Origin of the sequence: Micrococcus sp., assembly GCF_034179925.1 — a bacterium.
Classification (GTDB): domain Bacteria; phylum Actinomycetota; class Actinomycetes; order Actinomycetales; family Micrococcaceae; genus Micrococcus.
This window is the reverse complement of the sequence record NZ_JAXFPG010000020.1, coordinates 74,678-99,753: the sequence shown is the minus strand read 5'-3', so window position 1 is coordinate 99,753 and position 25,076 is coordinate 74,678. Positions and strand designations below refer to the sequence as shown.

The window sequence follows — 25,076 nt, the reverse complement described above, 5'->3', positions numbered from 1 at the left end:
TCAGGCCTCCCGTCCGGACAGGGCGGCCAGGGCGGTGGCCACACGCTCGGCCGTGGGGGCGTGCAGCTCCCCGGCGAGGCGGCCGTCGGCCAGCAGCACCACGCGGTCGGCGGAGGCGGCGGCCACCGGGTCATGGGTGACCATGATGACGGTCTGGCCCATCTCCCGTGTCGCGCGGCGCAGCAGGCCCAGCACCTCGGCCCCGGTGGCCGAATCCAGATTGCCGGTGGGCTCGTCCCCGAACACCACCTCGGGGCGGGTGAGCAGGGCGCGGGCCACGGCCACGCGCTGCTGCTGGCCGCCGGAGAGCTCGTGCGGGCGGTGGGTGAGCCGGTCCTCCAGGCCCAGGGCGGCGACGATCTCCGCGAGCCACGCGCGGTCCGGGGTGCGGCCGGCCAGTTCCAGGGGCAGCAGGATGTTCTGCTCGGCGGTGAGTGTGGGTACCAGGTTGAACGCCTGGAACACGAAGCCCACCCTGTCCCGGCGCACACGGGTGAGGGCGGCGTCGTCCAGGCCGGTGATCACGGTGTCCCCGAGGGTCACGGTGCCCTCCGTGGGGGTGTCCAGGCCGGCCAGGCAGTGCATGAGGGTGGACTTGCCCGAACCGGAGGGGCCCATGATCGCGGTGAACCGGCCGGCCTCGAAGTCCACGTCCACCCCACGCAGGGCGTGCACGGCGGCCTCTCCGGTGCCGTACACCTGGACGAGGCCGCGGGCGGAGGCGGCGGGCGGGGCCGTGCGAGCGTGCTCGGCAGGGGTGGGGGCAGCGGCGGAGTGCGCGCCGGCGGGAGTCGGGGTGGTGTCCATGGCTTCAGCCTGGCCGGAGCACGCCCGCAGCGGATCGGCCCGGGGGGTGAACCTGTGGCGGCGGGGATCATCCCGGGGGAGGAGCCCCACGGCGGGCGGATGGGACCGGAGTGGGACAATGGCCCGCATGAGAGCGGACGCGCGGGCCAACCGGCAGGACCTCGTGGCGGCGGCCGCCCGGCTGATGGGCGAGCAGGGGTCGGCCATGTCCCTGCGCGCCGTGGCGCAGGCAGCCGGCGTGGGCGTGGGCACGCTCTACCGGCACTTCCCCACCCGCCGGGACCTCGTGACCGCGGTGATGGACCATGTGGAGGCCCGCCTGGAGGCAATCGTCCAGCGCTTCCTCGACAGCGCCGACACCCCGGCTGCGGAGGACGCCCACGGAGGCGACGACGTCGCGGCCCACTGGCATGCGATGGCCCGGGAGCTCGGCGCGGAGAACCTTCTGGCCCTGCTCGCCGCCCGGGACGACATGAGCCCCGAGGAGTGCCCGCCGCCGGAGCAGGTGGACGCCGTGGAGGAGCGGGTGCTCGCCCGGGCGCAGGCCGCCGTGGACCGTGCCGCGCGGGCCGGACTCGTGGCCGCCGGAGTGAGCGGGGAGCAGTACCTGGCCGGGGTGCTCACGGTCACCCGGCCGTTCCCGCTCTCGATCGAGGGCCGGAACCGGGCAGACCGGGAGTGGCTGCTGGAGGTCTTCCTCCGGGGCCTGCGGGCCGACTCCCGCTGAGGCTTCAGCCCCGGGTCCCGGCGGGGGCCGCCACCGTGTGGACCACCACGCACACCAGCACGGTGGCGGCGAGGGCCAGCAGCAGCCGGGGCATCGCCGTCAGGTCTGTACCCAGGGCGAGCACGAGCATGGTGAGCGCCGCAGTCACCAGGCCGGCGAAGAATGTGAGGCACTCGACGTCCTGGGCGGCCTGCTCCGCAGCCGGGGAGGCGGGTGCTGGGAAGGTCTGTGGCGGCGTGACGGTGGACATGGGGCCTCCTCGGCGGGTCAGGGGAACGTCGTCCGTCGGGGGAGGCGGAGGCGCCCTGCTCTTCCCTTCAGGGCGCCTCCAGACCCGACACCACCAGCATCCCGTGCACGCGCTCCGGCTGGGAGCCTCCTGAGGATGAACCTCCACGCGGTCAGGTCATACCCAGGGATGAGGGCGGCTGCCCGATGGTGCCGTCCGGCGGTGCGGCCTGCCGTCCGCGGATGCCGCCCAGCTCAGAACTGCACGAGCCCGGTGCGGTGCGCCGTGAGCACCGCCTGCACCCGGTCACGGGCGCCCAGCTTCGCCAGCACCCGCCCCACATGGGTCTTCACGGTCGCCTCGGACAGCACCAGGTGCGCGGCGATCTCCAGGTTCGACTCCCCCTGGCCCATGAGGGTGAGCACCTCCCGCTCCCGGGGCGTCAGGGAGTCCACGGCGGCCCGCTCCTCCGGGCAGCGGCCGGCGTCCGGGCGGAGCCGGGGCGCCATGTGGGCCAGCAGCCGGCGGGTGGTGGAGGGGGCGATCACCGCGTCCCCGCGATGCACCGTGCGGATCGCCGTGAGCAGCTCCTCCGGCGGGGCGTCCTTGAGCAGGAACCCGCTCGCCCCTGCCTCGATCGCGTCCAGCGCGTACTCATCGAGGTCGAAGGTGGTCAGCACCACCACCTTCGGGGCGTTCGGGCGGGCCAGCAGCGCACGCGTGGCCTCGATCCCGTCCATCTCCGGCATGCGCACATCCATCAGAACGACGTCGGCCCCCGCCACCGCCACGGACCCGGCCGCCTCCCGGCCGGTGGCGGCCTCGGCCACCACGGTGAGGTCCGGCTGGGAGCCCACGAGCATCGCCAGCCCCGAGCGGATCAGGGCCTGGTCGTCCACGAGGGCGACGCGGATGGGGGTCTCCTCGGAGTTCATGGGATCCTCTCGGTGGGCCGGTCCAGGCGGTGCGGTTCAGGCCTCGGAGTAGGGCAGGTGGGCGGTCACCCGCCACCCGGCGCCCACACGCGGACCCGACTGCACCGTACCGCCGAACAGGCCGACGCGCTCGGCCATGCCGCGCAGACCCTGCCCCGCGCCCACCGGCGCGGGGGTGCGGCGGGGGCCGCCGCCGTCGTCGTCCACCTGGATGCGCAGGCCCCGGCCCGTCCACTCGAGCGTCACGAACGCCTGCGCCCTCGGGCCGGCATGGCGCAGCGTGTTGGTCAACGCCTCCTGCACCACCCGGTACGCCGTCAACTCCCCGCCCTGCGGCAGCCGCCGGCGGGCGGTGCCCTGCTCCAACAGGGAGATCTCCAGCCCGGACAGCCGCAGCGTGGCCACCAGATCCGGCAGATCCGCCAGACTCGGGGCAGGGCGCGGGCCCTCCCGCCGGGCCGGGTCCCGACGGCCCCGATCCGAGCCGCCCACCGGCTCCGCAGGCCCCCGCAGCACCCCCAGCAGCTGCCGCATGTCCGCGAGCGCCGAACGCCCCGTGCTGCCGATCGTGCCCAGGGCCTCCACCGCGGACTCCGGGCGGACAGCGCCCGCGTACCGGGCGCCGTCGGCCTGGCTGATGATCACCTGCAGGGAGTGGGCCACGATGTCGTGCATCTCGCGGGCGATGTGGCTGCGCTCGTCCGCGGCGGCCAGCTCCCGCTCCTGGCGGGCCTGCACCTCGAGACGGCGGGCCCGGTCCGCGAGGGCCTGTACGGCCAGGCGCCGGTTGCGGACCATGTCCCCGAAGGCCCAGGCGGTGAGCGTCGCAAGCCCGCAGGTGACGGCCATGATCGTGCTCGCCAGCGGGTCCGCGGGGGAGCGGATGCCCAGCCCGTCCGGGGTGAGGACCTCCACCGGGAACAGCCACACCTTCAGACCGTTGAGGGCACCCCCGGCGAGCCCGGCGAGCAGCCCGGCCAGGGACGCCCACCGCGGGGCGAGGGCCGCGAGGTTGTAGACCGTGGCCGGGACCATCACCAGGGCGGGGCTGAGCTCGGGGCCGAAGAGCAGGTGCAGCACCCCGCCGAGCACAGCCACTGCGGCCGCAGCCACGGGGGCGCGGCGCCGGCCCGCCCAGGAGCCGGCGAGCAGCAGCTGCGCGGTGACTGTCCCGAGGCTCTGCACGGGGGAGGAGGTCAGGGGCGTCGGGGTGACCATCCCACCGAACACGAGCCAGGGGCCGCCCACCAGCGCCACGCACAGCATCAGGGCGACGACGACGTCCGTGCGCACCGGGTGCCGGCGCAGTGCCTCGTCCAGGCGGTGCAGGGGGTTCATGCGTTCAGACTAGGCGTACTCGGCCGGACTGCCTCCGGCTCAGCGAGGTCGGGAGGTGAGCAGCCCCTGTTCCTCCGCCCACCGGCGGAATCCGCCGCGTGGGAAGGGGAGGCGATACTCCCCCATGATGAGGTCGTCGGCGAGACTCTCCACCAGCGGGACAGTGAGCTGGCCTTCCCGGATCGCGTGGCAGAGTAGACCGAGGGTGCCCGTGCAGTCGAGGTGCTCCTCCTTGGCGAGGCGGCGAGGGACGTTGTCGTCGATGACGATCCGGTGGCCTCGCACTCTCCCCAGTGCGAGGACTCCGCATTCCCCTCTGTTCCTGCCGTCCTCCACCAGGTGCTCCTCATAGGCGGCGAAGGCGGCCAGGTATTCCAGGTCGTCGCTGCGGTCCACAACGATCCATTCGGCGGTCAGCACCTGCTGGAGGACCTGGTGCTGGTGGCTCTGGTCCTTCAGTTCGCGCTCGACGCTCTCGGGAATGACCACCCTCCCGCGCGTCAGGAACTTCAACACCCCCAGCCAGTTGTTCAGGGTGAAGTGTCGGAGGGGACCGGTGTCGAAGACATAGGTGACCTCCTCCTCTTTCACGACACGTACTCCCAGAGCGCATGCTCCTGGCGCGCAGGCAGGGGCGGGAGGTCTGCGTGATCGAGTGTCCCGCCGAGCAGGCCGAGAGCCCGCTCTGCAGAGAGGAGCTCCTCCTTGTAGAGGCGGAGCACATGCTTCTGATACATCCGTGGCTGGGTGGTCCCCTCCATCTCATCGGAGGGGTAGAGGTCGTGCTCGATCATATCCGCCCGTGTGGTCTGGGTGGAGCGGACCTCATTGGCTGTCGAGGGATTGACGAGGTCCAGCTCCTGCAGGCGCCGCGCGAGGGTCGACATGTCCACATGGAACTCTCCGGTGATCTTCACGGCGGCATCCCGAACGCTCCCGGTGCGGGTCTCCTCCTGCCATCCCTGCACCAGGGTCTGGCTGGGCAGGAGCACGGCCCGTGCGAACCTGTCCAGGGTGCCTTCAACGTCCCTCCCGGAACGGGCGGTGCGCCAGTCCACGGTGTAGTCGTCTGCGATGAGGTAGTGGCCCAGCTCGTGCAGGGCCGAGAGGCGTCGTCGCCCGACTTTCGAGGCCGAGTTGACGATGGATATGCCCCCTCGACGCAGGAGCATGGTGCCGGCGTCCGCCGAATCCGCACCGAAGTCCTGCGAGAACACCAAAAGGCCGATGGTCGCCATGCGGTCCTGCAGATCCCTTGCGGGCTCGCCCTCCCGATAGCCCAGCTCTCGGCGCGCCGACATCGCCATGGTTTCGGCGTCGTCCTCTGTCTCCGGACGCTGCCATGCCTCCCTGTCCGTGAACGCGTCGAACGGACGGAGCCGGTGGAGGAACTCGACGTCGGCGGCCACAGCGGCCAGGAGGTGGTCGACGGCGGAGTCGGCAGTGTCCAGACCCTGAGCAGAACGGTGCGACGCCAGTGAAGGGATCTCCGCAGAGAAGAAGGCCTGCATCCGGGTGTTCAGAGTGTCGGCGATGGCAGCGAGTTCGAGTGCGGTGAGCTTCCGCTGGCCTGTCTCGACGCGGTTGATCATGGTCCGATCGAGTCCAACGGCCTCGGCCAGGGCCTGCTGGCTGAGTCCTTGCCGTTCCCGAGCGGAGCGTATGCGTGTGCCGAGCATCTGGGGGGTCAGCTGCACCATGTGTGCGATTCTCGCACACATGGTGCAGCTCTGTGTGCTCACTGCCCCCGCGGCCAGCGTAGTGGGCCGGCGATCCCCGACCTTCGGGGGAACCGCTGCCCTGGGGGCGAGGATTAGCCTGAGGGCATGATCCGCGTCCTCGTCGCCGACGACCAGCAGCTGATGCGCACCGCCCTTGAACACTTCGTCTCCACCGCGGAGGACCTCGAGGTGGCCGGCAGCGCCGCCGACGGCGAGGAGGCGGTGCGCGTGGCCCGCCGGGTGCGGCCCGACGTCGTGCTCATGGACATGCAGATGCCCCGCCTGGACGGGGTGGGGGCGACGGCGGCCATCACCGCGGAGCTGCCCGACACCCGGGTGCTGGCGATCACCACGTTCTCCTCCGAGCAGTACCTGGTGCCCGCCCTGCAGGCCGGGGCCTCCGGCTACCTCGTCAAGGACGCCCCGCCGGCCGAGGTGACGGAGGCCATCCGCCGGGTCCACGCCGGGGACGTGGTGTTCTCCCCGCAGGTGGCCCGGGACCTCATCGACGCCGCCACCGGCGGGGAGGAGCGGCGCACCGGCCCCGCCCCGCTGCCCGAGCACGAGCAGCTCACCGAGCGGGAGCGGGACGTGGTGCGCGAGCTCGCCCACGGCTGCTCCAACGCGGAGATCGGCGCGGCCCTGTTCGTCACCGAGGCCACCGTGAAGACCCACATGGGACGGATCATGGAGAAGTGGCAGGTGCGGGACCGCGTGCAGGTGCTCATCAAGGCCGCCCGTCACGGGCTCGTGGAGATCGGGTGACCCCCGCGACCGGCGGGGCTGGGACCCGCACCCGCGGAGACGGCGTCGTCGGCGCTGAGGTCTCCGAGGGGGCGCGCCTGCCCCGCCTGCTGCAGGCCGAACCCGTCAGCCGCCACACCCGGATCGTCCTGTGGGTGCTGGCCGGGCTGATGCTGGTGCTTGAGATCGTCATCTTCGTGTTCGAGCCCGCCTTGGCCGCTTGGTTCGCGGAGGACCCGGCGGTGCAGGCCGACCCCGCGGCCGCCGATCTGACCTCCCTGGAGCCCCGCACCGGGGTGGGTCTGGTGATCCGGGTGGGCCTCGTGGTGGTGGGGGTGGTGGCCACGCTGCTGTTCGCGTGGCAGCCCGCCGTGACCGCCGCCCTGGTGCTCGGTGCCAGCGCCGTGGCGCTCCTGGGACTGGTGGGGCCGGACCACCCGCAGCTCCACCCGCTCTCCTTCAGCGGCGGCTGGGTGCTCGGCGCGCCCATGGTGGCTCGCTACGCCCGCCGGCGCTTCGTGTGGACGGCCGCCGCGGCGCTCGTGGTGCTGGTGGTGGCCGCGGAACTGCTCGTCACCCCGTCCGCGGGCTCCGTGGATCTGACCTGGGCCGCTTCGACGATGGCCGTGATCGCTGCGCTGCTCGCCCTGCCGGCCCTGCTGGTCCGCCGTGCCCGGCACCAGGCCCGGGACCGGGTGGCCGCCCTCGAGGCCGCAGCGCGGCGGGCCCGCCAGGCCGCCGAGGCGGAGCGGCAGCGGATCGCCACGGAGCTGCACGACGTCGTGGCGCACGGGCTCACCGTGATCTCCATGCAGGCGGCCATGCTCCCCACCCTCACGGACCCGGCGCGGCGCCGCGGGGCGGAGGAGGCCATCGAGGGGGCCGCCCGGCAGTCCCTCGTGGACCTGCGCCGCATGCTCACCGCGCTGCGGGGTACCTCCCGCAACGAGGGCACCGGAGAGCCCGACGACGTCACGGACCTGCCCGCAAGGGTGGCCGAGTTCCGCGGCCGGCTCCGGGCCGCCGGGTACACCGTGTCCGGGGAGCTGGCCGGGCTGGAGGAGCTGCCCGAGTCCCTGCGGCTGACCGTGCTGCGCGTGGCCCAGGAGGGCACCACGAACATCCTCAAGCACGGCCCCGGCGCCGGCGAGGTGGAGATGTCCAGCCGGGTGGACGGGCGCGGCCGGCTCCGGCTGCGCCTGGTCAGCCCGACCGCCGGTGAGACCGGCCGCATCCCCGCGGGGGCCGGGCACGGTGGCCGGGACGGGGTGCGCGAGGCCCGGGAGGCAGGCCGCGAGACCCGGGGCGCCGGCCCCGAGGCCCGGGAAGGCGCAGGCAGGGAAGGTGCGGGGCGGCGTCGTGCGCTGCCGGCCTCCGGGTTCGGCCTGGCCGGGATGGCCGAGCGGGTGAGCCTGTTCGGCGGGTCCATCTCCGTGGGTCCGGACGGGGACCGCTGGGCGCTCGAGGCGACCCTGCCCACCCGCTGAGCGCGCCGCCGTCGGGAACCGCTGCACGGATCCGCTGCGAGAACGACCCCACCGGCCGCCGAACACGAGGGCAGAGGGGGCGTTCTCGCCGCGGATCTGCGCGGGTGGGGGGCCAGCGCTCAGCGCTGCAGCGCCACCGTGAACTCCTCGCCCGGGTGCAGCGTGCGCTCCTGGCCGGCCACCACCATCGGCACCTCGTGCCACATGCCCTCGCCCGCGGTGACCGTCACGTTCTCCTGGGTCATGTGGATCACCACCGGCTGCTGGTGGTACCGGATGGTGAATCGGGCCCCCGGCAGCTGGGAGGGCAGCCGCGGGTCCAAGCGGACGACGTCGTCGCGCGTCTCCAGGCCCGAGTAGCAGCGGATCACCGTGTCCACGGTGCCGGCCATCAGGCCCAGGTGGATGCCCTCGCGGGTGGTGCCGCCCTGCGTGTCCGACAGGTCCGACTCCAGCGCCTCCGTGAACAGGTCCCAGGAGCGGTCCGGGTCCGTGCGCGCGGCCACCCACGCATGCACCAGACGGGACAGCGTGGAGCCGTGCGTGGAACGCGCCTCGTAGTACTCCACGGTGCGCTCGAGCGCCTCCTGCGGCAGCTCGTACCCCATGCGGCCCAGGATCGCCTCCAGCTCCGACCCGGAGAACAGGTACGGGAGCATGAGCGTGTCCGCCTGCTTGGAGAGCTTGTACCGGTTGGTCGCATCGCCCTCGGACTGCAGGATCAGGTCCATGCGGCCGATGTTCCCGTACTTCGCCCGGTACGCGTCCCAGTCGAACTCCAGCAGGTCCTGGTACCCCTCGAACTGCGCCAGGATGCCCGCCTCCGGGCCCTCCGTGAAGAACGGCACCGTGAGCTTCGCCGAGATCTCCTCCCAGCGCTCGATCTCCTCCTCGGAGATCTCCATGACCTCCACCAGGCCGTCGTCCAGGGTGTCCAACCAGCGGATCAGGCGGGCCGTCTCCGAGAGCACCCAGGACGTCAGCACATTGGTGTACGTGTTGTTCCGCAGGCCCGACCCCGGGGTCTCCGGGTAGCCGTCGTGGAACTCGTCCGGGCCCATCACACCGTGGATCTCGTACCGGCCGGTCTCCGAGTTGAACAGGGTCATGGACGTGAAGAACCGGGAGATCTCCACGAGCATCTCCGCGGCGTAGTCCGAGATGAAGCTCGCATCCTTGGCGATCTCGATGTACCGCAGCACCGAGTACGCGATGTCCAGGGAGACGTGCCGCTGGTTGTGCGAGTTGTCCGGCATCCACATGCGGCTGCGCGGGTTCCACAGCTCCGTGGGCGTCTCCTCGCGGCCGTCCGAACCGGCCTGCCACGGGTACATGGCCCCGGCCCAGCCCTCGGCCTGCGCATTGGCGCGGGCCTCGTTGAGGCGGCGGAACCGGTACATCAGCAGGCCGCGGGTGATCTCCGGGCGGCGCAGCGTCAGCATCGGATACACGAAGATCTCGTCCCAGAAGATGTGCCCACGGTAGCCCTCGCCGTGCAGGCCGCGGGCGCCGATGGAGGCGTCCAGGTCGCGGCGCTTGCCGAACGCGGTCTGCAGCACGTGGAACGTGTGCAGGTTCAGGGCCAGCTGCTGGCGCAGGGACGCGCCGTCCTTGCCCTCGGTGACGGCGGAGCCCACCGACGCCGAGCGGCCGGCGTCGAACCGGGGGGAGACGAACTCCTCATCCTCCGCCAGGACCGCCGAGGAACGCCGCTGGTTCCGGTGCTGCTCGGCCAGGTCGATCCGCACACTGAACCGGTCCCAGTTCATGCCCCACCGCTGCTCGTGCAGGGTGAGAAGGTTGCGGAAGTTCTGCGCCCGCTGGACGGTCTTCACCGCCGACTCCCACACGGACGCCTGGGCGTGGTCGTGCGTGGTGGCCACCGCGGCGGTCTTCTCCAGCACGAGCGGCACCCCCTCCTCGATGTGGAGGCGGATGTCCTGGCCGGCCACGAGGTCGGACTCGTCCACGGGGCGGCGGATCGGCTCGCTGTGGCCCACCGGGGCCATCTGCCGGGTGCGGGTGGCGACGGCGATGTGCACCCCGGACTGCGAGGTGACGGTCTCCAGCACCACCGTCTCCCCATCCACCGCCGTGGCCCGCACGGGCTCGAGGTGGCGGTTGGCCAGGGAGCGGTCGTCCGAGACGTTGAGGTTCGCCACCCGCCCCTCAATCATCGACCGGACGGTCAGGTCCCCCGACCAGTTCTCCGCCACCACGGTCAGCTCGATCGCCGCCAGGTGCCGGTTGGCCAGGGACTGGAACTGGCGTGTGGACAGCGAGGTGCGCCGGCCTTGCTCGTCCTCGAACGTCATGGTGCGCGAGAGCACGCCGCGGCGCAGGTCCATCTCCTGCACGAAGTCCACGAGGTTCTCATCACTGGGCAGCAGCGGGCGCCCGCCCCGCGGGATCACCACCAGCGGCGTCCAGTCCTGGATGTTGACCATGTGCTCGGTCTCCACCTGCCGGCCCTGGACCATGGAGGTCAGGCGGTTGAAGACGCCGGCCAGGTACGTGCCCGGGTAGTGCACGTCCGTGATCACGGAGCCGGGGATCGACCCGCGCGTGCCCCAGTACCCGTTGGCCAGGGTGCACAGCACCTCACGGGTGCCCTCCTCCGCGGGGTCGAACGAGTCCCAACGCAGCACCCAGGCGGCGTCGAACGGGGTGGTGGTGCGCTTGTCCAGAGCGAGCGTGCCGAAGTCCTCCACCACGATGTGCGCGCCGGCGTCCTTCAGGCGGGCCTTGCCGTGCTCCGGCTCCCGGTTCACGCCGATCACCAGGCCGAACCGTCCGGCCGCGGCCGCCTGCACACCTGAGACCGCGTCCTCGAGGACCATCGCGTCCGCCACATCCACCCCGAGCTCGCGGGCCGCCTCCCAGAACATCGCCGGGTCCGGCTTGCCGGGCAGACCGCGCTCAAGGGCGGTGTGGCCGTCCACGATCACCGGGAAGAAGTCCAGCACCCCGCCGGCGGAGAGCACGGGGCGGGAGTTCTTCGAGGAGGTCACCAGCGCCACCGGCACCCCCTTGTCGCGCAGCTTCTCCAGCAGGTCCAGGGCCTCCGGGAACACGCGCACGCCATCGCGGGCGAGCACCCGCTCGAAGTACCCCTGCTTGCGCTCGGCCAGTGCGAGGACGGTCAGCTCGGGGCGGGTGGAGGCGGCGTCGTCGTCGGCCTCGGGCACTGCGAGCCCGCGCGAGGCGAAGAAGGAGCGCACGCCGTCCTCCCGGGGGCGGCCGTCCACGTGGTGCAGGTAGTCGATGCGCGCGTCGAAGGGGCGCAGCGCCTCCGGGTCCGCGACGACAGCGGCCGCGTTGACCGGCAGGGCACCCACCTGCGGGAGGGCCTCGTCGAACAACTCCTTCCACGCCGCCGCATGTACCCCGGCGGTGTCCGTGATGACGCCGTCCATGTCGAAGATCACGGCGCGGTAGCGGCGCAGGCGGTGGCGGCGGGCGTTGCGGTCCTGCTGCTCGGCGGGGGTGAGGGTCTGGGTCACGGGTGGCATGCCTTCGCTTCGGGGAGACGGTGGAGGGGGCCGGGCCGTGCCGCGTCGGTGCGGTGGGCCGGCGGCGCTGCGTGCGGGGCGGCGGGGCGGCCGGGGCCGCAGGCGGGGCGCGTTCGGGACCAGCCTACGGGGCCGGGGTGCCCGGTCGGGAGGGGGTGGTGTTCTGCCCTCCGCCTCGACAGTTCTCCGGCATCTCGAACGGAGAACGGTCGATTTCGCGGAGAACGGTCGATCCTGCGGCGGAGCAGGGCGGGGGCGGGGCAGAGCAGGGCAGGGCAGGTCGGGGGCGGTGGGTGGAGGCCCCTCACCGCCGGCGCAGCAGTGTGAGCACCTCGGCGTGCCGGGTCTGGGGGAACATGTCGAACACCTGCAGTCGGTCCACCCGGTAGGCGGGCATGGCGGCGAGGTCGTGGGCCAGCGTGGTCGGGTTGCAGCTCGAGTAGAGCACGGTCGGCACGCCGGAGGCGTCCAGGGCCGTGGCCAGCTCCGGTCCGATGCCGCGCCGCGGCGGGTTCACGACGACGACGTCGGGCACCTCCCGTTTCTCACACGGGAGCGCTTGGGGAAGCTCCCGTTTCTCGAACGAAAGCGCCTGGGTGGCGTCGCCGGGGGAGAAGTGGGCGCGGTCGGCCAGCCCCAGCTCCCGGGCCGTCTCCTGCGCGGCCGCCACCGCCTCCGCCGAGGACTCCATGCCCCACACCTCGTGCACCCCCGCGCGGGCCAGGTGGAACGCGAACCCGCCCACCCCGCAGTACAGGTCCCACGCCGACGCCGGCGCCCCACCGCCGTCGCCCATGCCGCCCTCAATCCCGGCGTCCTCGCCCGCGCCGCCGCCGCCCTCCGCTCCCGCGTCCTCGAGCCGGCGACGGCCCGTCACCCAGTCCGCGGCGGTGGCGTACAGGCCCTCGGTGACCTGCGTGTTCGTCTGGAAGAACCCCTGCGGGCGCAGGCGCAGGCCGATCCCGTTCAGCTCCATCCGCAGGGTCGGCCCGCCGGCCAGCAGGATCTCCTCGTCCCCCTCGGGCAGGGCCACATGCTCGGGCAGCAGATTCGCGGACACCACCGCCGCCGGCGTCCCGCGTGCCGCCAGGTCCGCCAGTAGCCCCGGCACCGCGCCGCGCAGCGCATCCAGCTGCACGGTCGAACGCAGCACGAACCGCACCATCGCCTCCCGGCCCGGGGAGAGGGTCACGATCACGCTCTTGAGCTCCCCGGTGCGCGCGGCGACGTCGTAGGGCTCCAGCCCGGCCGCCGTCACCGCCGCCGCGCACGCGTGGAACACGCCCTCCATGCCGTCCAGGTAGAGGCCGCAGTCGCGCAGGTCCACGCCCGTGCCGTCGTGGTGCCTGGGGTGCTGGCGCGGGTCCAGGATCCCCAGCCGGGGGGCGACCGCCGTGCCCGTGGCCACCAGCTTGGCCTTGTTCCGGAACCCGGACTCGGGCCCGGTGAAGGGCTCCTCCACGCGGGTGTCCGGGTCCAGCACGTCTGCCAGCGCCGCCAGCACGGCGGCCTGCATGTCGGCGGTCTGCCGCTCGTAGGGCACGCCCATGAGAGGGCAGGAGCGGCACTCGCCGGCGTCGAAGTGGGGGCACTGCACGGCGGTCCCCTCAGCCTCGGGGGTCCGCGACGAGGTCCGGGCGGCCCAGGCGCTCGGCCAGCTGGGCCAGGGCGAGCTCGCCGGCAGCCGCGAGCTCCGGGTCCACGTCCGTCACGAGGGCGTTGAGCACGGGCAGGGCGGACTCGAGGTCCTCGGTGCGGGCCAGGGCGCCCAGGGCGGCGGCCGCCGCCTCCCTGACCTGCGGGTCCGGGTCCCCGACGGCGCGGCGGAGCCGGTCCACGAGCGGCCGGTCCACGGCGGCGTCGGCACGCAGGGTCTCGGCGTGGCCGGCCAGCACCAGCAGGGCAGCGGCGCGGACCTCGGGGTCGGGGTCGTCCAGAGCTGCCACGAGGGCCTCGCCGGCCCGGCGGTCCCACACCAGCCCGAGCGTCAGGGCGCCGGCCGCGGCGGGGGCGAGCTCGCCGTCGTCGCCGAGGATCTGCCGTGCCGCCCCGGAGGTGACGTCCTGGGGCGTGGCCGTGCCCCGCAGCAGCCGTGCGGCCACCTGCGCGACGGCGGCACGCCCGCGCTCGGCGACGGCCTCGTCCACACGGCGGGCCAGGCGGGTGTGCGGGGTCTGCCGCTCCGCGGGCAGGGGGAGGGGGTCTGGGCGGCTCATGCCCCCCATTCTCCCGTCTCCGCAGGGGCCGGGTGCACCGGCCGGGAGCCTGTCCGTGCACTGTCTGAGAGGGAGCTGGCAGAGTCATAGGCAGCGCGTGACTTAGAACACATGAAGGCTGCTTCCGGTGATACGTTCGGAAGCATGAACCGCACCGGATCCCTGTCCCTCGACATCCGGGCGGACCACTTCGACCACCCCTCCGGCCTCGTGGACGCCGGCACCGTGGTCGGATGGATCGACAAGGTCGGCTACGCCGTGGCCGCCTCGTGGTCCGGCACCTACGTGCGCGCCCGCTACATCGGCACCATGCAGTTCTCCCACCCCGTGCCGGTGGACACCCGCGTCACGGTGCAGGGCCGGGTGGTGCGCACCCACGGCTCCTCCATCCACGTGCAGACCCGCGTTCTGCTGCCCGAGCTCCTCGACGACGACGGCGCCCCCCTCGTCGCCACCGCCTCCATCACCGTGTACGGGGCAGAGGTGGGCGGGCAGCCCAGGGACGTGCCCGCCTGGATGCCCTCCACCGCTGGGCAGGTCGAGCGGGACCGCCAGGCCCGCCGCTCCAGCGTCGCCCGCCGCACCGTGGAGCGCGCCATGAACCGCCTGCCCTTCCCCGAGCCGGGGGAGCAGCACGAGGAGATGACCACCCTCTCCTTCCTGGCCCCCGCCGCCGAGGCGACCGCCGGCGGCACGGTGAGCGCCGGTGTCGTGCTGCGCTGGCTGGACGAGGCCGCCGGCGTGTGCGCCGCCCGCTGGACCGGTGAGGAGAACGTGGTGGCCGTGTTCGCCGGCGGTGTGCGCCTGGACCGCCCCGTGCACGTGGGGGACCTCGTGCGGGTGGACGCCCTGCTGGTGAACACCACCGACCGCTCCATGCATGTGGCCCTGCGCGTCCACGCCGGCCCCCGCAGCAGCCGGCACCCCGAGCGGGTGGCCCACTCGATCGCCGTCATGGTGGCCCGCGGTGAGGACGGCCACGCCGAACCCGTGCGCCCCTGGACCCCGGCCGGCCCCGAGGCGCGGCAGCTGCAGGCCGCCGCCATGGACCTCGTCCGGCTGCGCTCCCAGGTGGGCGCCGCCTGGACCAGCGTGCCGCCCACGGTGCGGGGCCGCGACGGCCGGGATGGGCCTCAGTAGAATCGCAGGATGAACCGCCTGGGCCGTCTGCGCACCTCTGTCCCCGCCGTCCCCCTGCGCGCCATCGCCACCCGTGCCGCCGTGGCGTACGGGCTCTGCGTGGGTGCGGCCCCGGTGGTCGCCGCGGTCGGTGTTACCGCGTACGACGTCGTCAAGCGGCGTGGGCGCCGGCGTCGCCCCGCGCAGCGGCCCGGCACCTTCGAGGCCACCGTGGGCGCCTCCACCCTGACGATCTTCACCTCCGGCTCGGACGTCTTCGACGACATGATCGCCTCGATCGACGCGGCCCAGGAGAGCGTGAAGCTCGAGACGTACATCTGGAAGGCCGACGCCACCGGGCAGCGGTTCCTGGACGCCATCAACCGGGCGGCTGCGCGCGGCGTGCAGGTGTGGGTCAGCTATGACGGCTTCGGGAACCTCGTGGTCCCGCGCCGCTTCTACCGGCAGTTCCACCCCGAGGTGCGCGTGTACCGGCTCCCGGCGTTCGCGCGCCCCTTCTGGCGGGGCCTGGTGCGGCACAGCGGGTTCAACCACTCGAAGATCCTCGTGGTGGACGGCCGGGTCGGCTACGTGGGCGGCTACAACATCGGCGACGAGTACGCCTGCGAGTGGCGCGACACCCATGTGAAGGAGGAGGGCCCGGCCGTGTGGGGCCTGGACCACTCCATCAGCCAGGTGTGGAACTCCGCGCACCGGGGCGAGGAGCGGATGCAGTGGATCGAGCCGCTCTCCTGGGAGCCGGTGGTGACGGTGTCCGCGAACCTGCCGCTGCGGCTGACCTACCCGATCCGCACCGTCTACCTCAATGCGATCGACCGCGCCCAGCGCCACATCTACATCTCCACCCCCTACTTCATCCCGGACCGCCAGGTGCTCGATGCCCTCAAGGACGCCGCCGGCCGTGGGGTGGACGTGCGTGTGATGATCCCGAAGGACTCCAACCATGTGGTGGCCGACTGGGTGTCCCGCGGGTTCTACGCGGAGATGGCGGAGGCTGGGATCACGGTGGTGCTCTACGCCGCCGGCATGATCCACGCCAAGACCGCCACAATCGACGGTGAGTGGTCCACGGTGGGCACCGCGAACATCGACCGCCTCTCCCTCAGCTTCAACTACGAGACGAACCTCTCCGTGGTGGACCGGGACTTCGCCGCCCGGATGGAGGAGATCTTCGAGGCCGACTCGGCCGTGTCCGAGGTGCTCTGCTCCCCCCGTTGGCAGGACCGGCACGGGCTGGCACGCGTGGTGGAGACCATGCTGCGCCCCCTGCGCCCGCTGCTGTGAGCCCCCGGGGCCGAGACCGGGGCCCGGGCCGGGGGCGGCGGCGGTGAGCGCCGCCGTCGTGGGTCTGGCGGTGGTGGTGGGCCTGCTGCTGGGCCTGATGGGCGGCGGCGGGTCCATCCTCACCGTGCCGCTGCTGACTCTCGTGGCCGGCATGGACCCGAAGGAGGCCGTGCCCGGCTCCCTGGTGATGGTCGGGGCCTCCTCCCTGGTGGCGGCCCTCGTGCACGCCGCGCGCGGGGCCGTGGCCTGGCGCATCGGGCTCACGTTCGGGGCCGCGTCCATGGTGGGGGCGCTGGCCGGCGGGCTGCTGGGCGGGCGCCTGCCCGGGCCGGTGCTCATGGTCGGGTTCGCCGCCGTCATGCTGGTCAGTGCGGTGAAGATGATCCGCTCCGGCCGGCGAGCGGCCTCCCGGGGTGAGGCCGACGACGCCGACGACGGCGGCCCGGTGCCGCTGGCCCGCGTCCTCACCCGGGGGGTGGGGGTGGGGCTGATCACCGGTGTGGTCGGGGCCGGCGGCGGGTTCCTGATCGTCCCGGCGCTCGTGCTGCTGCTCGGGCTGCCCATGGCCACGGCCGTGGGCACAGCCCTGCTCATCATCGCGATGAACTCGGCCATGGGCCTGGTGGGCCACCTCGGGGCGGCGCGGCTGGACTGGGCCCTGCTGGGGCCGGTGACGGGGGCGATGGCGGCGGCCGGCGTCGTCGGGGTGCTGATGGCGCACCGGGTGTCGGGGTCCGCCCTGAAGACCGCGTTCGGCTGGTTCGTGTTGGGCATGGGCGTGCTGCTCCTGGCCCAGCAGGTGGTGCAGCAGGTGGCCGGCACACTTCGATGACATGTGCCCGCACAGCATCGAGTGGGCATGCTGAGCGCGGCCTAGCATGGCCTCATGCGCATCGCACCCGCAGCTCTTCGTCGCCCCGCACTCCTGTCCCTCGCCCTCGCCGGCACACTGGCCCTGTCCGGGTGCTTCGGCACCGACACCCCCGAGCCCGCCGAGACGTCCGCGTCGTCGGTCTCTCCGACGTCCGCTCCCTCCACCAGCTCCGCCCTGCCCAGCACGGCGGCCTCCTCGAGCGTTCGCCCCTCCGCGTCCGCGACGTCGAGCACACCCTCCGCGTCGGTCGCCCCGACCACGAGCGCCGCCCCCACCTCGGCAACGCCGACCGCTGCGCCCTCTACGTCGGCCGCGCCGACCCCCTCGGCACCGTCGTCGACGGCGTCCGCCTCACCCGGCATGACGGGTGCGGCTGGGGCCTCCACCCCGCAGTGCTCGGGCCTCACCGGTCCGGAGGCCCTGGGGGCGGCACGGAAGAAGTCCGGGACCTCTGGGCCCTTCTCAGAGAGGGAAGCGGACTTCAGTGCCTACGACGACTGCGCTGTGCTCTCCGCCATCGGGGAGCCCCTTGGTGGCACGGCGGCATCAGCGATGGACGTCCACATCTTCCACCACGGCAAGTACGTCGGGAAGGTGTCCGAGAAGCTGGAGGGGGCGTCGGGGGTCACTAGGGTCGACGAGGACACGGTGCAGCTGTACTACGTGTTCTCCCTCCCGGGCGAGACCACCGCGGAGGCTTCGGGCCGCACCACCGCCACCGTCTCCTGGGACGCTGCCGCTGGCGGCCCGGTGGAGTCCGGGAATCCGGGGGCGGACATGGCCGCAGCCAGTGCCTCCGCCTCGGCGCAGCCCTCGGCCACCGGCGCTGCCGGGGGAGTCTCCAAGGACGAGTTCTACATCCTCTCCAACAGCGGCGGCACCGGATTCTGCATCGGCTCCGCGAAGCGGGTGATGTGCTTCGGGAAGCACGACAACGCGGCGATCCTGCCGGCCACGGGCGCTCCCACCAGGATTCCGGACCTCCAGGCCGCCTTCCCCGGCATGCCCATGGGGCTGGAGGGCCCGCAGCCGAACAGTGTGGAACTGGCTCCCGGGCAGTCCCACACGCACCGTGGGATCACCTGCACCGCCACCGTCGCCGGGTTCGACTGCACGAACACCACGACCGGCGCCTCCATCAGCGTCGCCGGGCCGAAGATGAGCTCCACCCGTCCCACACGCTGAGCCCGCGCATGTGATCTCACGGCCGCCGGACGGCGGCGTCGTCGACGCGCGGTACCCCGTCCGGGGCCGGGCGTATCCTCGTAGAGCGCGCCCCGCCGTCGTCGGGCGCATCCCCGCCCCGTCTCCGAGGAAGCCCATGCTCTGGACCCTTCTGCGCCGTCACCTCCGGCCCGCCGCCGGCGCCGTGGCGGCGGTCATCGTGCTGCAGCTGATCAGCACGCTGGCCATGCTCTACCTGCCCAGCCTCAACGCCCGGATCATCGACGAGGGCGTGGCCCTCGGGGACACCGCCCGGATCTGGGAGATCGGCTTGGTGATGCTGGGCGTGGTCCTCGTCCAGGTGGTCGCCGCGATCGCCGCCGTCTGGTTCGGAGCGAAGGCCGCCATGGGTGTGGGCCGGGACCTGCGCCGGGCCGTCTACACGCGGGTGGACGCGTTCTCCGCGGAGGAGCTGGGCCGCTTCGGCGCGTCCACGCTCATCACCCGCGGCACCAACGACGTCAACCAGGTGCAGATGGTCACCCTCATGGGCCTGAACTTCATGGTGGCGGTGCCCATCATGGCCGTCGGCGGCATCATCATGGCCGTGCAGGAGGACCCGGGCCTGTCCTGGCTCGTGTGGGTCTCGGTGCCGGTGCTGTTGGTGATCGTCGGCTGGATCGTCGCGCGCCTGATGCCCCTGTTCCAGCGCATGCAGACGAACATCGACGACGTCAACGGCGTGATGCGCGAGCAGGTGATGGGCATCCGTGTGGTCCGCGCGTTCGTGCGCGAGGAGCACGAGGCCGCCCGCTTCACGGACGCGAACGCGGCCCTGACGGACACCTCCGTGCGGATCGGCCGGCTCTTCGTGCTGCTCGGCCCGGTGATCACCATGATCCTGCACCTGGCCACCGCGGCCGTGCTGTGGTTCGGCGGTCAGCGGGTGGACGCCGAGCTCGTGCAGATCGGCTCCCTCACCGCGTTCATGCAGTACCTGCTGCAGATCCTCATGGCCGTGATGATGGGCACCTTCATGATGATGATGCTCCCGCGCGCAGTGATCTCCGCCCGCCGCATCGGCGAGGTCCTGGACACCGTCCCCACGCTCGCCGAGCCGGTGCACCCGGTGGTGCCCGCGCGTCGTGAGGGCCGGGTGGAGCTGCGGGACGTGACCTTCGCGTACCCCGGCGCCGAGGCGCCCGTGCTGGACGGGGTCAGCTTCACCGCGGCCCCCGGCACCACGACGGCGATCATCGGCTCCACCGGCGCGGGCAAGTCCACGCTGGTGAACCTCATCCCGCGGCTCTACGACGCCACCGGCGGGCAGGTGCTGATCGACGGCGTGCCCGTCACCGAGCTGGCCCGTGCCGAGCTCACCGCGGCCGTGGCGATCGTCCCCCAGAAGCCCTACCTGTTCTCCGGCACCGTCCGGGAGAATATGCGCTTCGGCGCCCCGGAGGCCACGGACGAGCAGATCTGGGCGGCCCTGACCACCGCCCAGGCAGCGGACTTCGTGCGTGAGCGCACCACCGGGGAGGGCGAGGAGGCGGCCACGGGCCTGGACTCCCGGCTCTCCCAGGGCGGTACGGACGTCTCCAGAGGCCAGCGGCAGCGCCTGTCCATCGCCCGCGCCCTCGTGGCGGCCCCGCGTGTGCTGCTCTTCGACGACTCGTTCTCCGCCCTGGACGTCACCACGGACGCGCGCCTGCGTGCCGCCCTGGACCGTTCGGCCGGGGACGTGACGCGCATCGTCGTCGCTCAGCGGGTGGCGACCATCGTGGACGCCGACCAGATCGTCGTGCTCGAGGCGGGCCGCGTCGTCGGGCGGGGCACGCACGCCGAGCTGCTGGCGTCCAACAGCACCTACCGGGAGATCGTGGACTCCCAGATCCGTGAGGAGGAACTGGCGTGAGCGATCAGCTGACCGACGCGGAGATCGTCGAGCTGCAGGAGTCCGGTGCCGGCGGCGACTGGGGAGGCGGGCCGAGCCGCCGGGCGAAGGCGTTCTGGCCCTCGGCCAAGCGCCTGCTGGGCCTGTTCGGGGCGGACCGGGCCGGGCTCGCGGTGGTCTCTGCGCTCGTACTCGTGGCCGTGGTGCTCAACGTGTGGGCCCCGCATGTGCTGGGCCGGGCCATGGACGTGATCTTCGGCGGGGTGATCTCCGCGCAGATGCCCGCCGGGGCCTCCCGCGAGCAGGTGATCGAGGGGCTGCGCGCCGGGGGCCAGGGCCAGGCCGCGGACATGCTCTCCGGCATGGATTTCACCCCGGGCGCCGGGATCGACTTCGCGGAGCTGGCCCGGCTGATCCTCACGGTGCTGGCCATGTACGTGGTGGCTCAGGCGTTCGTGTTGCTGGCGGGGCGCGTACTCAACGACGTCGTCATGCGGATCGTGTTCCGCTTGCGCCAGGACATCGAGGCAAAGCTGAACCGGCTGCCGCTGAGCTACTTCGACACCCGCCAGCGCGGTGACCTGCTCTCGCGCACCACCAACGATGTGGACAACGTGCAGCAGGCGCTGCAGCAGGCGTTCGTCACGCTCGTGTACTCGGTGCTGATGATCATCGGGATCGTCGGGATGATGTTCTGGCTGTCCTGGCAGCTCGCGTTGATCGCGCTGATCGCGCTGCCGGTGGCGGGCGTGGTGGTCGGGGTGATCGGCAAGAGGAGCCAGGCGCTGTTCACCGCGCAGTGGCGGGAGACCGGCCGGCTCAACGGGCACATCGAGGAGTCCTTCACCGGGCATGAGCTGGTGACCGTGTTCGGCCGGCAGACGGACATGGCCGAGCGCTTCGATGAGCGGAACGAGGAGCTGTACCGGGCGGCGTTCAGGGCGCAGTTCTACTCCGGGATGATCATGCCGATCATGCAGTGGGTGAACTGGCTGGGGTACGTGGGGATCGCCGTGGTGGGCGGGCTGCGCGTGGCCAACGGCCAGATGACCCTCGGCGCGGTGACGGCGTTCATCCAGTACTCCCGCGAGTTCAACCAGCCGCTGGGCCAGGTGGCGGGCATGTCCAACATGCTGATCTCCGGGGTGGCCTCGGCCGAGCGGATCTTCGAGCTCCTCGACGAGCCCGAACAGACCCCCGACGCTCCCGTTCGAGAAACGGGAGCCGCCCCGGGCACTCCGGTGCACGAAACGGGAGGCACCCCGGGCACTCCCGTTCGAGAAACCGGAGCCTCCCCCAGCGTTCCGGTGCGAGAAACGGGAGGTGCGGGCGCCGTCGTCGGGCATCTTCCGCAGCCCGTGCGCGGGCGCGTGGAGTTCGAGCACGTGCGCTTCTCCTACACCCCGGAGCGGCCGCTGATCACCGACCTGAACCTGGTGGCCGAGCCCGGGCAGACCATCGCGATCGTGGGCCCCACCGGCGCCGGCAAGACCACGCTGGTGAACCTCGTGATGCGGTTCTACGACGTCGACGCCGGCCGGATCCTCGTGGACGGCGTGGACACCCGCACCGTGCCGCGGGCCGAGCTGCGCGCCGCCACGGGCATGGTGCTGCAGGACGCGGTGCTGTTCGGAGGGACCATCCGCGAGAACATCCGCTACGGCTGCCTGGAGGCCACGGATGAAGAGGTGCTCGCGGCGGCGCGGGCCACCTATGTGGACCGGTTCGTGCACACCCTCCCGGACGGCTACGACACGGTGATCGAGCAGGACGCCGCGAACGTCTCCGCCGGCGAACGCCAGCTCATCACCATCGCCCGGGCGTTCCTGGCGCAGCCGTCCATCCTCATCCTGGACGAGGCGACCTCCTCCGTGGACACGCGCACCGAGGTGCTGGTGCAGGAGGCGATGGCGGCGCTGCGCTCGGACCGGACCAGCTTCGTGATCGCGCACCGGCTCTCCACCATCCGCGACGCGGACGTCATCCTCGTCATGGAGCACGGCGACATCGTGGAGCAGGGCTCCCATGACGAGCTGCTCGCCGCGCGCGGCGCCTATCACCGGCTGTACATGAGCCAGTTCCGCGGCGGGGAGGACTGACCGGGCCGAGGCCGAGTGCGGTCGGCGGAGCCGCGGGGCCGGGGCGCAGCGGGGCGCTGACCCACGACGACGGCGGGCCCGCCCTGGTGGCGGCGCCTCCCCTCCCGCGGTGGCGGGGGAGGGGAGGCGCCCGTTTCTTGCACCGGAGTGCTGAGGGAACCTCCCGTTTCTCGAACGAGAGTGCCCGGAGAACCTCTCGTTTCGTACACCGGAGCGTCGGAGGGGCCACCGTCGGGATGCGCTTCCCTGTGGTGGCGGGCGTAATATATGAAATATCTGAGAAATTTCTTGACGCCTGATCGGGTAGCCCCCTACTGTGTGAGGCGGCTTCATTGAGGTTAGAAGCTTGAGGAGGGTCATTATGGGTGTGAAGCAGTGGAGTCGGTTTCCCTCCTGCTGTCGGGCACCTATGGCTATTGCTACTACCCCTACTGAGGCTCGGCCGCCCATGACGTCACGTATCGCGGCGGGAATCGCCCTGGCGGCGGTGGCCGCCCTGGCCCTCACGGCGTGCGGGTCCGCTGACCCGTCGGCGGTCGAGGCGCTCGAAGGATCGCCCGCCAACGCCGCTCCCCCTCACGCGTCTGAGGGCACATGGGACCCCGCCGCCTGGGTTCCGACCGAGAAGGTCGAGCGGAGGATGACGGACGAGGCCGAGCGGGAGCGCTGGTATGAGGCGAACAAGGCGCGTGAGGCCGCTGGCCTCGGCCTTGTCGACCCCCCGCCGGTCACCCGGCGTGGGTGGGCCTCCTCGACCCAGGAGCACGAGCGGTGGGTCGCCCAGTGCATGAGGGAACGTGGCGTGCCGGCCACGTATGACGAGGTGCGAGGCGGCATCGCCTGGGACGCGCCACCCGAGTCCCAGGAGGAGGCGTACAAGCTGGCCAGCTGGTCCTGCTCGTTCACCTTCCCCGTGGACCCGAGCCTGTCACAGGACTGGTCCGAGGCGCAGCTGCGGCTGGCATACGACTACTGGGATCAGTACGCCATCCCCTGCCTCGAGGGCCATGGGCTCACGGTGGACAGGTCCACGCAGCCGTCGAAGGAGGCCTGGGTGGCGGCCTTCCACACTTCGGGGCGGATCAGCTGGTGGCCGGTCCAGGACTCCCTCGTCGGCCTCGACGACGCCCGCTACGCCGAGATCACCGCGACCTGTCCCGAGCTGCCGCCACAGGACGTCTTCTGGGGAACGGCCCCATGACCCGCCCCGCCCGCTGGGCCGCCCTCGTCCTCGCGGTGGTGCTCGTCGCCGCCCTCGCCTTCTGGGCTGGCCGGGTCACGCTCACCCCGCCGGCCCAGGCCGAGCAGCGTCCATCCGAGGACGCCGTCGTCACCGTCGCCGAGCAGGAACTCGGCCGCGTCATCACCCTCGGCGTGTCCGTGACCCGCGAGCAGGCGCCGGCCGCCGTGAACGCGCTGTCCGGCGTCGTCACCCGGGCCGGGCAGTCCGGTGAGGTGGCCGCCGGGGATGTGCTGTACGCCGTCGCGCAGAAGCCCGTGATCGCCGTGCAGGGTGAGCTGCCTCAGTGGCGGGCCCTCGGCGAGGGCGCCACCGGCAGCGATGTCACCGCGTTCCAGCGCATGCTCGCCGCCACGGGGACGACGGTGAAGGCCACCGGGACCTGGGACGAGGCCACCGCCACGGCCTGGAACGCCTGGCTCACCACACGGGGTTACCCGGCCGCGGACACCGTGGAGCTGGGCCAGCTCGTGGTGCTGGAGTCGCTCCCCATCGCGCTGAGCGTGGACGCGAGGGCCACGGCCGTCGGCGGGATGCTCGCCGGCGGCGAGACCATCGTCGCCCGCCCCGGTGATGAGCCCACGTTCGCCATCGAGGTCAACCAGGACCAGGCCGCCATGATCCCGGCCGGTACCGCGGTGACGGTGCCCCACGGTGGGCACACATGGCAGGCCGTGGCCGGCGAGTCCACCGCGGACGAGCAGGGGGTGATCCGCATCCCCCTGACCTCTCCCGACGGCGGGGTGGTCTGCGGCGCGGACTGCGACTCCCTGCCCGCCGAGGCCTCCACCTCCCTGCTCTCGAAGGTCAACGTGGTTCCGCCCGTCACCGGGCCCGTGGTGCCTGTGTCCGCGCTGCGGACCCAGCCGAATGGCTCCGTCAACGTCACCGTGGTGCGCGGGGGCGCCCCGGAGGAACGCGCCGTCACCGTCCGTGGCTCCGCCGACGGCCTGGCCGTGGTGGACGGCGTGGCCGCGGGGGAGACTGTGCGCGTGCTGAACGGCGCGCCGTGAGTGCGGAGCTGTCCGTGGCGGACCTGCGCTTCGCGTACACGCGCGGAGCGGAGGAGCTCTTCGACGGCCTGACCCACCGGTTCACCCCCGGGGCCGTCACGGCGCTCACCGGCCCCTCCGGGCGCGGCAAGTCCACGCTGCTGTACGTGCTGGGGCTCATGCTCACGCCCTCGGGGGGCGTGGTGCACCTGGGCGACGTCGAGGCCTCCGCCCTACCGGACCGAGGCCGGGCGCGGCTGAGGGCCACATCCATCGGGTTCGTGTTCCAGGATTCCGAGCTGGACCCGTCCCGGCCCATCCTGGACTCAGTGGTGGAGCCCGGACTCTACGCCGGCCTGCCCCGCCGCGAGCTCGAAGATCGTGCTCGGAACCTGCTGGAGCGGTTCGGGCTCGGGCACCGGGCCGAGCACCGGCCGGGCCAGGTCTCGGGCGGCCAGGCCCAGCGCGTGGCGGTGTGCCGGGCGCTCGTGAACACCCCGGCCGTGGTGCTGGCCGACGAACCCACGGGCAACCTGGATCCGGACAACGCCGCCCTGGTGCTCGACGCGCTGGCCGAGACGGCCGCCGAGGGACGCACCGTGGTCGTGGCCACGCACGATCCGGCCGTCGTCGCCCGCGCGGACGAGGTGGTGCGACTGTGAACCCGGAGGTC

General features: G+C 72.5%; 21 protein-coding genes. 12 read left to right on the top strand and 9 right to left on the bottom strand.

Translation table 11 applies throughout. The features are described 5' to 3' along the window. Entirely contained in the window at positions 1-807 is an 807-nt protein-coding gene (locus SPI96_RS03995; RefSeq protein ID WP_321081076.1) for an ABC transporter ATP-binding protein, read from the bottom strand. Between the two features lie 127 nt (positions 808-934). Here SPI96_RS03995 and SPI96_RS03990 point away from each other — a divergent pair, with 127 nt between their 5' ends. Beyond that, positions 935-1,534: a helix-turn-helix domain-containing protein gene (locus tag SPI96_RS03990; protein WP_321081075.1), complete on the top strand. Its 600-nt coding sequence runs from the start codon at positions 935-937 to the stop codon at positions 1,532-1,534. 4 nt (positions 1,535-1,538) lie between these two features. On the opposite strand, the gene SPI96_RS03985 is transcribed toward SPI96_RS03990, so the two are convergent. The 5 genes from SPI96_RS03985 to SPI96_RS03965 form a co-directional block, all read right to left on the bottom strand. Next, entirely contained in the window at positions 1,539-1,784 is a 246-nt protein-coding gene (locus SPI96_RS03985; RefSeq protein WP_321081074.1) for a hypothetical protein, read from the bottom strand. A gap of 233 nt (positions 1,785-2,017) precedes the next feature. After that, positions 2,018-2,698 carry a response regulator transcription factor gene (locus tag SPI96_RS03980; RefSeq protein ID WP_321081073.1) on the bottom strand — a complete coding sequence of 227 codons (681 nt, stop codon included), beginning with the start codon at positions 2,696-2,698 and terminating at the stop codon, positions 2,018-2,020. Positions 2,699-2,734: 36 nt separating this feature from the next. Next, positions 2,735-4,036, bottom strand: coding sequence for a sensor histidine kinase (locus SPI96_RS03975; protein WP_321081072.1), 1,302 nt, complete (start codon positions 4,034-4,036; stop codon positions 2,735-2,737). Between the two features lie 39 nt (positions 4,037-4,075). Further along, positions 4,076-4,627, bottom strand: a complete 552-nt coding sequence (locus tag SPI96_RS03970) for a nucleotide-binding protein (protein ID WP_321081071.1) — start codon at positions 4,625-4,627, stop codon at positions 4,076-4,078. Next, positions 4,624-5,736 (bottom strand): XRE family transcriptional regulator, encoded by a 1,113-nt coding sequence (locus SPI96_RS03965; protein WP_321081070.1) that lies wholly within the window; start codon positions 5,734-5,736, stop codon positions 4,624-4,626. The genes SPI96_RS03970 and SPI96_RS03965 overlap by 4 nt, the downstream gene beginning before the upstream one ends. Positions 5,737-5,862: 126 nt before the next feature. On the opposite strand from SPI96_RS03965, the gene SPI96_RS03960 reads away from it, so the two are divergent. Next, the gene (locus tag SPI96_RS03960) at positions 5,863-6,522 is read left to right on the top strand and encodes a response regulator transcription factor (RefSeq protein ID WP_321081069.1); all 660 of its coding nucleotides are present in this window, start codon (positions 5,863-5,865) and stop codon (positions 6,520-6,522) included. Next, positions 6,519-7,988: a sensor histidine kinase gene (locus SPI96_RS03955; RefSeq protein WP_321081068.1), complete on the top strand. Its 1,470-nt coding sequence runs from the start codon at positions 6,519-6,521 to the stop codon at positions 7,986-7,988. Before SPI96_RS03960 ends, SPI96_RS03955 begins: the two co-directional genes overlap by 4 nt. 119 nt (positions 7,989-8,107) lie before the next feature. Here the strand turns inward: SPI96_RS03955 and SPI96_RS03950 are convergent, their stop codons facing one another. The 3 genes from SPI96_RS03950 to SPI96_RS03940 all read right to left on the bottom strand — a co-directional run bounded on the left by SPI96_RS03950 (position 8,108) and on the right by SPI96_RS03940 (position 13,716). Next, positions 8,108-11,500 (bottom strand): beta-phosphoglucomutase family hydrolase, encoded by a 3,393-nt coding sequence (locus SPI96_RS03950; protein WP_321081067.1) that lies wholly within the window; start codon positions 11,498-11,500, stop codon positions 8,108-8,110. Between the two features lie 304 nt (positions 11,501-11,804). Next, positions 11,805-13,097, bottom strand: a complete 1,293-nt coding sequence (locus SPI96_RS03945; RefSeq protein WP_321081066.1) for a methyltransferase domain-containing protein — start codon at positions 13,095-13,097, stop codon at positions 11,805-11,807. Between the two features lie 10 nt (positions 13,098-13,107). Next, entirely contained in the window at positions 13,108-13,716 is a 609-nt protein-coding gene (locus SPI96_RS03940) for a HEAT repeat domain-containing protein (protein ID WP_321081065.1), read from the bottom strand. A 144-nt stretch (positions 13,717-13,860) separates the two neighbouring features. Between SPI96_RS03940 and SPI96_RS03935 the strand changes: the two genes are divergently transcribed. The 9 genes from SPI96_RS03935 to SPI96_RS03895 all read left to right on the top strand — a co-directional run bounded on the left by SPI96_RS03935 (position 13,861) and on the right by SPI96_RS03895 (position 25,065). After that, on the top strand, positions 13,861-14,856 hold the full coding sequence (locus SPI96_RS03935) for an acyl-CoA thioesterase (RefSeq protein WP_321081064.1): 996 nt from the start codon (positions 13,861-13,863) through the stop codon (positions 14,854-14,856). Positions 14,857-14,865: 9 nt separating this feature from the next. Further along, positions 14,866-16,140: a phospholipase D-like domain-containing protein gene (locus SPI96_RS03930; RefSeq protein ID WP_321081063.1), complete on the top strand. Its 1,275-nt coding sequence runs from the start codon at positions 14,866-14,868 to the stop codon at positions 16,138-16,140. Positions 16,141-16,183: 43 nt separating this feature from the next. Further along, positions 16,184-16,972: a sulfite exporter TauE/SafE family protein gene (locus SPI96_RS03925; protein ID WP_321081062.1), complete on the top strand. Its 789-nt coding sequence runs from the start codon at positions 16,184-16,186 to the stop codon at positions 16,970-16,972. A 54-nt stretch (positions 16,973-17,026) separates the two neighbouring features. Then, complete coding sequence (locus SPI96_RS03920) at positions 17,027-18,199, top strand: LppP/LprE family lipoprotein (RefSeq protein WP_321081061.1); 1,173 nt, start codon at positions 17,027-17,029, stop codon at positions 18,197-18,199. A 136-nt stretch (positions 18,200-18,335) separates the two neighbouring features. After that, positions 18,336-20,093, top strand: coding sequence for an ABC transporter ATP-binding protein (locus SPI96_RS03915; RefSeq protein ID WP_321081060.1), 1,758 nt, complete (start codon positions 18,336-18,338; stop codon positions 20,091-20,093). After that, entirely contained in the window at positions 20,090-22,171 is a 2,082-nt protein-coding gene (locus SPI96_RS03910) for an ABC transporter ATP-binding protein (protein WP_321081059.1), read from the top strand. Before SPI96_RS03915 ends, SPI96_RS03910 begins: the two co-directional genes overlap by 4 nt. Before the next feature lie 448 nt (positions 22,172-22,619). Continuing rightward, positions 22,620-23,372, top strand: a complete 753-nt coding sequence (locus SPI96_RS03905) for a hypothetical protein (RefSeq protein ID WP_321081058.1) — start codon at positions 22,620-22,622, stop codon at positions 23,370-23,372. After that, the gene (locus tag SPI96_RS03900; RefSeq protein ID WP_321081057.1) at positions 23,369-24,424 is read left to right on the top strand and encodes a hypothetical protein; all 1,056 of its coding nucleotides are present in this window, start codon (positions 23,369-23,371) and stop codon (positions 24,422-24,424) included. Before SPI96_RS03905 ends, SPI96_RS03900 begins: the two co-directional genes overlap by 4 nt. Next, a complete protein-coding gene (locus SPI96_RS03895) occupies positions 24,421-25,065 on the top strand; it encodes an ABC transporter ATP-binding protein (RefSeq protein ID WP_255843448.1) in 645 nt (214 codons plus the stop codon). The genes SPI96_RS03900 and SPI96_RS03895 overlap by 4 nt, the downstream gene beginning before the upstream one ends. Positions 25,066-25,076: the final 11 nt, after the last annotated feature.

Excerpts from the sequence above, each read along its gene's own strand:
- SPI96_RS03985 (WP_321081074.1), bottom strand. The coding sequence starts at position 1,784 with ATGTCCACCGTCACGCCGCCACAGACCTTCCCAGCACCCGCCTCCCCG.
- SPI96_RS03900 (WP_321081057.1), top strand. The coding sequence starts at position 23,369 with ATGACCCGCCCCGCCCGCTGGGCCGCCCTCGTCCTCGCGGTGGTGCTC.
- SPI96_RS03995 (WP_321081076.1), bottom strand. The coding sequence starts at position 807 with ATGGACACCACCCCGACTCCCGCCGGCGCGCACTCCGCCGCTGCCCCC.
- SPI96_RS03950 (WP_321081067.1), bottom strand. The coding sequence starts at position 11,500 with ATGCCACCCGTGACCCAGACCCTCACCCCCGCCGAGCAGCAGGACCGC.
- SPI96_RS03980 (WP_321081073.1), bottom strand. The coding sequence starts at position 2,698 with ATGAACTCCGAGGAGACCCCCATCCGCGTCGCCCTCGTGGACGACCAG.
- SPI96_RS03920 (WP_321081061.1), top strand. The coding sequence starts at position 17,027 with ATGCGCATCGCACCCGCAGCTCTTCGTCGCCCCGCACTCCTGTCCCTC.
- SPI96_RS03935 (WP_321081064.1), top strand. The coding sequence starts at position 13,861 with ATGAACCGCACCGGATCCCTGTCCCTCGACATCCGGGCGGACCACTTC.
- SPI96_RS03960 (WP_321081069.1), top strand. The coding sequence starts at position 5,863 with ATGATCCGCGTCCTCGTCGCCGACGACCAGCAGCTGATGCGCACCGCC.
- SPI96_RS03940 (WP_321081065.1), bottom strand. The coding sequence starts at position 13,716 with ATGAGCCGCCCAGACCCCCTCCCCCTGCCCGCGGAGCGGCAGACCCCG.
- SPI96_RS03990 (WP_321081075.1), top strand. The coding sequence starts at position 935 with ATGAGAGCGGACGCGCGGGCCAACCGGCAGGACCTCGTGGCGGCGGCC.
- SPI96_RS03965 (WP_321081070.1), bottom strand. The coding sequence starts at position 5,736 with ATGGTGCAGCTGACCCCCCAGATGCTCGGCACACGCATACGCTCCGCT.
- SPI96_RS03975 (WP_321081072.1), bottom strand. The coding sequence starts at position 4,036 with ATGAACCCCCTGCACCGCCTGGACGAGGCACTGCGCCGGCACCCGGTG.
- SPI96_RS03930 (WP_321081063.1), top strand. The coding sequence starts at position 14,866 with ATGAACCGCCTGGGCCGTCTGCGCACCTCTGTCCCCGCCGTCCCCCTG.
- SPI96_RS03905 (WP_321081058.1), top strand. The coding sequence starts at position 22,620 with ATGACGTCACGTATCGCGGCGGGAATCGCCCTGGCGGCGGTGGCCGCC.
- SPI96_RS03915 (WP_321081060.1), top strand. The coding sequence starts at position 18,336 with ATGCTCTGGACCCTTCTGCGCCGTCACCTCCGGCCCGCCGCCGGCGCC.